The organism is Pseudomonas frederiksbergensis, from assembly GCF_017114915.1.
In the GTDB taxonomy this organism is placed as follows: domain Bacteria; phylum Pseudomonadota; class Gammaproteobacteria; order Pseudomonadales; family Pseudomonadaceae; genus Aquipseudomonas; species Aquipseudomonas frederiksbergensis_I.
In genome coordinates this window covers 61,085-68,232 of record NZ_JAAUOE010000028.1, presented here as the reverse complement: position 1 = coordinate 68,232, position 7,148 = coordinate 61,085, and the positions used below count along the sequence as shown (strand labels likewise).

The window sequence follows — 7,148 nt, the reverse complement described above, 5'->3', positions numbered from 1 at the left end:
AAAGTGCGCGAGGCCATTGTCGCGATTTTTTCCAGGCAGGCGCTTATTTAGCGGCGGCCATCAGGCGATTGACTTCACTGCGCACCATGTTCGCGAATTCCGGCGGTGACATGCCGTCGAGTTCGGAACGCACCCATTCAGCCCATTTGCCTTTGCGCTTGGCGCGCTCACCGAACAACCGTGCGGCTTCGCCCTTGGCTTTGCCCAGGTTGTTTTGCCAGAGTTCGAACAGACGGGATTTTTCATCTTCAAGCGCCGCGCGCTCGGCCAGGGGTTTATCGGCCAGATTGAAGCTCATGGGGAATTACCTGCTGCGTAAAATAGGTGACATCTTACACTGTAGGAAGAAATGTCCTGCGCTGGATTTTTCTTCAGGGTTACGCCACCGCGCAAAATTGCTGCAACTTTTTCAATCACCGCAGACTCCATTGCTCACTGTCCATTCATCTGTAAGGAGTACACCAATGGCCCGCAAATACACCGATCAATTCGCCGAGGATCAAATCAAGGATCAGGTCTTCAGCGAACTTCAGGCCCTGATCGAAGAATCGGAGAAACTGCTCAAAAGCAGTGCCTCACTGGTCGGAGAGGAAGCGGACACCCTTCGTGGACAAATCGCCCAGAAACTCCAGCAGGCCCGGAACTCGGTAACCCGTGTTCGTGACCGGACCCAACCCGCAGTCGATGCCACCGAAAGCTACATCGGTGGTCATCCCTGGCAAACCGTGGCGATCTCCGCGGGTTTCGGTTTGGTGGTGGGTCTGTTGTTGGGCCGGCGGTAGGAGCAGGCTTGCCCGCGAAAGCGGTGTGTCAGGCAACATCAATGTTGACTGTACCGACGTCTTCGNGAGCAGGCTTGCCCGCGAAAGCGGTGTGTCAGGCAACATCAATGTTGACTGTACCGACGTCTTCGCGGGCAAGTCGGATCGCCGCATCGCCGCTCCTACAACCCGGCCAGTTCCCGCAGATTCGCCAATGTCTGAGCCTCGAGTGCAATGCCGTCAACCTTGGCTTTGGCGCGTTGCAGGTGACGCCGATCACCCGGTAAACGCTTGAGTCCTACACCGTGCATCTGCCGGACCAGTTCCTGACTGCGTTCGGCAAAATTCTGCCCCGCCGATTTACTCGGATCGATCACGATCAGCAGTTGGCCGGTCCAGGGGGTTTTGGCCCCCGGATGGTTCGACCAGTCGAACTCGAAAGAAAAATTACCGCCCGTCAACGCTGCCGCCAACAGCTCGACCATCATCGACAGCGCCGAGCCCTTGTGCCCGCCAAACGGCAGCAATGCCCCCCCTTCGAGAATCGCTTTGGGGTCCTGAGTCGGCTGGCCGAGGCTGTCCACCCCCATGCCCGCAGGCAGGCGTTCACCTTTACGGGCGGCGATCTGCACGTCACCATGGGCGATGGCGCTGGTCGCCAGGTCAAAGACAATCGGCGCACCGTCGGCCCTGGGCGCGGCGAAGGCAATCGGGTTGGTCCCGAACAGCGGACGATCGGCACCGTGAGGCACCACGCAGGTCATGCTGTTGACCACGCTCAGCGCCACCAGCCCTTCATCGGCAAACGGCTCGACGTCCGGCCACAAGGCGGCGAAGTGATGGGAGTTGCGGATGGCCAACACCGCGATGCCGGCGCTGCGGGCTTTTTCCACCAGCAATGGCCGCGCCGCCGCGAGGGCCGGTTGGGCAAAGCCATTACCGGCGTCAACTCGCACGAAACCCGAAGCCACGTCCTCGACCACCGGCACGGCCTGACCATTGACCCAGCCACTTTGCAGCGTCGACACATAACCGGGAATGCGGAACACACCATGGCTGTGGGCGCCGTCGCGCTCGGCGCTGGCGCAGTTGAGGGCCAGGGTTCTGGCGACGTCCGCTGAGGTGCCGTGACGCAGGAAGATCTGCTCGAGCAATTGAACGAGCGCGTCGAAGTCAAGCGTTTGAGTGTTCGAGTTGACGGCCATTTCAGGCGATTCAGTCATCTGAAGCTCCGGTTTTATTATTGGGTAAGGGCAACAGGTCAAACGGGGCTACAGGGCACCCCAAAATGTCATCGATTAAGCGCTGTTTTACTGGCGTCCTGTCAAGCCTCCAGCGAACAATCAAGTCAAGCAATATGTACCGCACCCGGGTTTTCCCTTCGCCCTACTGTTTTCCCTCGAACCAACAACCTGCGATCACCCTCCATCGCAGCCCATCGAGGAAAAACCATGACTGCTCCCCCACTGCCGTATTTTTTCGACGAGGCAGAACGTGCCTCCAATGCAAAGCAACCTGGCGAGCGCGAGAAAGCGCTGAACTTCACCCTGGATGACCTCAAATGGTTGAAAGGTGGTGTTTATCTCGCCACCCATGACGTTCGCGCGGCCCAAAAGGCACCGATGCAGATAGATCGGCTGATGTTGAAGATGGGCACCGGCCCTGATATTCCATTGGCCGGCGCGTTCTCCATGAGTCGTCCCGATAACGGCGAAGTCGTCCTCTATACACCATGGAAAGGCCTCGTCAAATTCGCCGACATGACTGACCTCACTACGCGCCTCGAGCAATGGCTGCGCCAGTTCAGCGGCCAGCAGGCGCTGTTGCGATACCTCTCCATCGAACAGCGTGAGACGGTATTGACAGCCTCGGGCCTGAAGGTGTCGACGCAAAAAATCGAGGGGGCGGTGTTCCAGGACCAGGAGCAGATCCTCGAACGCAACCAGGCCCAGAACATCCAGGCGATGCTGGCTGAACTGGTGAAAATGCCGTCGCTGCAATCGATGCTGGATGAGACACTCAAAATCGCCCTGGCCAAGCGTTTTCCCAAACTGGACCAGCGCCGTACACAACTGGACAGTTTTATCGACAGCGCTTCTGCGGCCTTCGATACCGCCAATCCGGAAAACCGGCGCAAGCTTTCTTCGCTGTCCTTGAGCGATGCCCTGCTGCACGTCTACCTGACCAATCAATGGCCGGATGGCGACATCAGGATCTTCTCCAACCCCGGCCACGGCGTGAGCAGCAATACTGACAACCAAGCCTGGGAACACGAGATAAAAGAGATCGCGCAAAGTCTCACACCTCGCCTGCAGAGTCTGCTCGAGACCTTCTGGAATAGCCCCATGAACTGGCGGTCCCGTTCCGACCTTTTCGCCGAGAGCATGCGAGATACCTACCACGTGGATCTTCTGCTAAAGCGTCAGTCAGGTATTTTGAGCACCGCTGAATATCTGGAGTTGATGAGCATCAGCGGGGCCACGCCTGCCCCAGAGCTCCCGCTACGCGTCGAAAAAGTCCGTGTCAGCGCGCTCTATAAACATTACGTGGAGCTGGCGTCCACCTTCATGGCCGGTAACTCGGACACCTTGGGCTTTCTGTACACCCACTCCTCGGGCATCCAGGCCAGTAGCGATCTTGCAGCGATAAAAGACACCGTGCTGACCCTGCTCAAAAGCGAGGGGCACGAAGACAATCTGCTCAATTTCATGTCCCTCGACGAACGCGGCACCTTCCTTTCGCTTGAGCCACAGGCGCGTCTGATCATTGGTGAACCGCTTACCGGCCCGGTGTTTGACCGACTCGTTGAAGATGTCCGGGCCAAGCAGCAGCAAAATCTGACATTCGCCCTGAGCCGATACCGGGAAAGCGAGGGCACGCTTGATGTACATGCCTTGGTCGACAATGCGCTGGATGTACGAGGCCTGATCGACAATCGCCTGTTGACCGGCGATGCCAACGGTCGCTGGAGCACCCGGGCAGATCAGCGTTGGAGCGCCCGACCGGCCACCGTGCGGGCGGAGTCGGCAAAAGAACAGCTCGTATTGCTTGACGCCGTCGAGCGGGCACTCGAGCAAGGGCTTGATCAACACCCATCCATTGCGGTGACAACGCCTACGTTCGCGGCGGCACAGACCATCACTCGTTCGTCTATCGAGGAACTGCAACCCAGGTTTACGCATGTCTTGACCACGGCATTGCGCAGCGAGCTCAAACTGCACAGCGTCGCCCGCACGCTGGCGACCACTGAACAGGCGATAATCAAAACCGTGCTTGAGACGCCGGTCCGGCTGCAGCGCGGTGCCCTGAACGGATTTCTACCGGATATTTTTTCCCTGGCGCTCAAGGCCAGTGACTCCAGTGACCTGCTCCAGCTCGGCAGTTGTTTTGTCATCACCGAGCGCGGCGGCCTGGACCCCAACCACTCCGGCAAAGCGATTCTGTGGACTCCAGCTTTGGGATTCGAAGCCTTTACGTCCCTCACACCGCTGATGACAGCGTTCAAAAAACGTTTGCAGAGCGAGGACGAACGCCCATCGATTCTGGAGAATCTCGAGAGAAGCCAGCGCACGTCGGGGCGCACCTTTACCCTCGCGCCATTACAACTGATTCATGAGAACTTTCTGGATCAGGTACAAAAACCATTCGTTCGGCTGGACAAAATGTCGATCGAAGCCGCATTGGCCTCCTCACTGCCCGCAACGGTTTCGAAGAATCTACTGAACCTTGTGGCATTGCACACACCGATGACAGGGCTACGTCGGGCAACAGACCTTGCACGCTCTCTGACCACCCAACAAAAGCTGCCTGCATGGCTGGCCAAAGCCTCCATAAAGGATCAGATGCTGCATGCAGAACTGCTTGAGCAATACCTGAACAATGCCAAGGACGATAAGGATTACCTGAGCGGCGTACGCTCTCTTGAACGCACGGCTCAACTTGAGTTGAAAAAATTGCTCAAGGCCGATCAATTCGACGTTGACCCGGACAACGTTCAGGTGCAGGTTGCCGCGCGCCTGATGTCCGCCGCCAAGACATTAACGTTGTCGGCTTTTGCATTGACTCACTTCCATGATCTGGACAATGCCGATTTCAAACTGGTGTCGCTCACCTCCGACGCCATCCCGGCCAAAATGGACAAGCCCTACATCAAAAGCCTGATACAAAAGCTGGATGTCGGCCAGCACCAACAAAAGATAGTGGCAACGGCACTTGCTGAAACCAACACCGCCGCGAAATCCTGCAGACAGCTGTTCGCCACACAATTACCGTGGCAACTGTTGCACCATGCGCATTCGATGAAGCTACAGGAACACCTGAGCGAAACCGGGTTCGACTTCATTCGGCAGGTCATGGACATGCCCGATGCGATTGCCCGCGAGGCCGTCAGCGGTGCGAATGCGGTCATCCGTCCACTTGAGCTGCTCTACGGTAAAGACCAGTCGATCAAAGTGCCGGGAATCTATTTGATCGGCCCCAAAAAGAACACGGCAGGCCCCCAGGTGCTTATTGCGCCCTACAGCCCTGAGCATGGCCTGAAGGAATATGAAAACGAAAATCTGCTGCTGACTGAGCTCAAATCACAAGGCGCGTTGCAGAGTTGGGTGCGCAACATTTTATCGACCACTGACCGCAAGCGTTATGACAGCGATTTGACCGGTACGAAAGCAGCAACCAACAAGGTCAGTCTGGCCACCACCCCCATCAAAGGCAATCTGTTCAAGCACCTGTTCAATGAAAATGCCAACCTCCTGGCACGGCTACTGGGCACCCAATCCAGTAACGACACTCAGGACGAGTGGGAAACCATAAAGCGCGTATTGGGTGACGATCTGGAACAGGCCTATACGTTCCTGACGGGCAAGCTGGCCTACCCGACTGTCGTGTGGCGCAGCTATCGGGATTTCAAGCAGTCTGCAGAGGATCTCCAACTACATAAATGGGGCGCGGGGATAAAGTCCTTTATCAATGGCGTAGCGCAACTGGCAATGTTGCGCCAGTCAATGGAAGGCCAGGCAGAACCCTCTGCGCAGGCCAGTGAGCCTTCCAACTCTGCGATCAGTGCCAGCCTTCAATGGGAGGACATCGCCATTACCGATCCGGCGCGCACAGGCTTGCAGAGCCACGAGCACGTTGACGTCGACCTTGGCTCAATGACCCGGGACAAAGCCCTTGAGCTCTACACCCACCCGACCACAAAGAAAAAATACGGCCCGGTTGAAGGAAAGGTCTATCAACTCGAAAAACGCGGCCTGCGCTGGCGCATCAGTGGTCCGGACGGCAGTGGCCCTTATGTTGTTCAGAACGCTGCAAAACAGTGGGTGCGGGAACCGGACGAGCGGGTTCGCCAGTACAGTTTGATCAATAGGTTGGAAACGTGGGTCGCTGTCCGTGGGGGGATGAACGTCGAAGCCAGTGGAATGGCTGAAATACGCCAGCTGTTCCCGGTCCGGGCCCGACTGATCGATGAAGGCCTTGATTTCGCAACCACCTATGCGTGGAACAGTTTTCGCAATCTGCAACTGTTGAGAAAACCAGGCAACACACAGACACCGGTTCATCAGCTNAACTGTTGAGAAAACCAGGCAACACACAGACACCGGTTCATCAGCTCATCAGGGATTTTATTGATGTACCGGAAATCTCGCCCGCACATATGACGATGATCGAGGATGTCGTAGAGAAAATCCTTGGGGCCCTGGTGGATCCGACCCTGCGGAGCGAAAAGTCGAAACGCTTCGTTACCGGGAGAGCGTCCTCTGAAGAGCGGGACCATGTGTTCGCCTTCACGATCCCCGCCGACAGGAAGAAAAAAATCTATCTGGTGGAAAAGTATTTCATGCCTTACATGGATCACTACCGCAATTACATGACCGATGCCTCCTTCCCGATCCGTGCTCACGCCCGCGCAGTCACATTGATCCACGAGCTGTCGCATATGGTCTGTGGCGCGGAGGATATCGCTTATTTGGATTCAAGCAGACCGTTTGTCGATCTGATCGATACCACGACGGACCGTGGCGCCAATTTGAGTAAGGCGCTGACGCAGGTTCAGCGGACAGCGCTTTCAAGTCATACACCCTTACCCGAGCTATTCACCGTCTGGAATGACGAAACAACATTGTGGGAAGATTTCGGTCGAACCAGTTACGAAGGCACTTACCGTGCACGTGACCGGGTTTTGAGCTTGACCGGCAAAAATACGTTGGCCGAAGCACGCAAGCAATTCAAACATGATTCGACGTCGAGACTGGCTGTCCAGCTGGCCAACGCTGACTCCGTCGCCTGGCTTATCTCTCACCTGGGACGCCAGCTTCACGTTGATACGCCCTGAAATGCGATGACAGGCACTGACGCAACGTCAGTGCCCTGAAAAATAAGTTCGAC

General features: G+C 56.7%; 3 protein-coding genes and 1 pseudogene. 2 read left to right on the top strand and 2 right to left on the bottom strand.

Features of this window, described 5'->3' with window-relative positions; all coding sequences use genetic code 11:
• Positions 1-43 precede the first annotated feature (43 nt).
• Positions 44-298 (bottom strand): hypothetical protein, encoded by a 255-nt coding sequence (locus HCU66_RS19250; protein WP_205889970.1) that lies wholly within the window; start codon positions 296-298, stop codon positions 44-46.
• 166 nt (positions 299-464) lie between these two features.
• On the opposite strand from HCU66_RS19250, the gene HCU66_RS19245 reads away from it, so the two are divergent.
• On the top strand, positions 465-782 hold the full coding sequence (locus HCU66_RS19245; RefSeq protein WP_205889969.1) for an ElaB/YgaM/YqjD family protein: 318 nt from the start codon (positions 465-467) through the stop codon (positions 780-782).
• Positions 783-943: 161 nt separating this feature from the next.
• Here the strand turns inward: HCU66_RS19245 and HCU66_RS19240 are convergent, their stop codons facing one another.
• Positions 944-1,984, bottom strand: coding sequence for an Ldh family oxidoreductase (locus HCU66_RS19240; protein WP_205889968.1), 1,041 nt, complete (start codon positions 1,982-1,984; stop codon positions 944-946).
• Between the two features lie 228 nt (positions 1,985-2,212).
• On the opposite strand from HCU66_RS19240, the pseudogene HCU66_RS19235 reads away from it, so the two are divergent.
• A pseudogene (locus HCU66_RS19235) lies at positions 2,213-7,095 on the top strand (dermonecrotic toxin domain-containing protein).
• Positions 7,096-7,148 lie beyond the last annotated feature (53 nt).

What these genes read in the sequence shown, in the direction of transcription:
- HCU66_RS19250 (WP_205889970.1), bottom strand. Translation starts at nt 298, where the DNA reads ATGAGCTTCAATCTGGCCGATAAACCCCTGGCCGAGCGCGCGGCGCTT.
- HCU66_RS19245 (WP_205889969.1), top strand. Translation starts at nt 465, where the DNA reads ATGGCCCGCAAATACACCGATCAATTCGCCGAGGATCAAATCAAGGAT.
- HCU66_RS19240 (WP_205889968.1), bottom strand. Translation starts at nt 1,984, where the DNA reads ATGACTGAATCGCCTGAAATGGCCGTCAACTCGAACACTCAAACGCTT.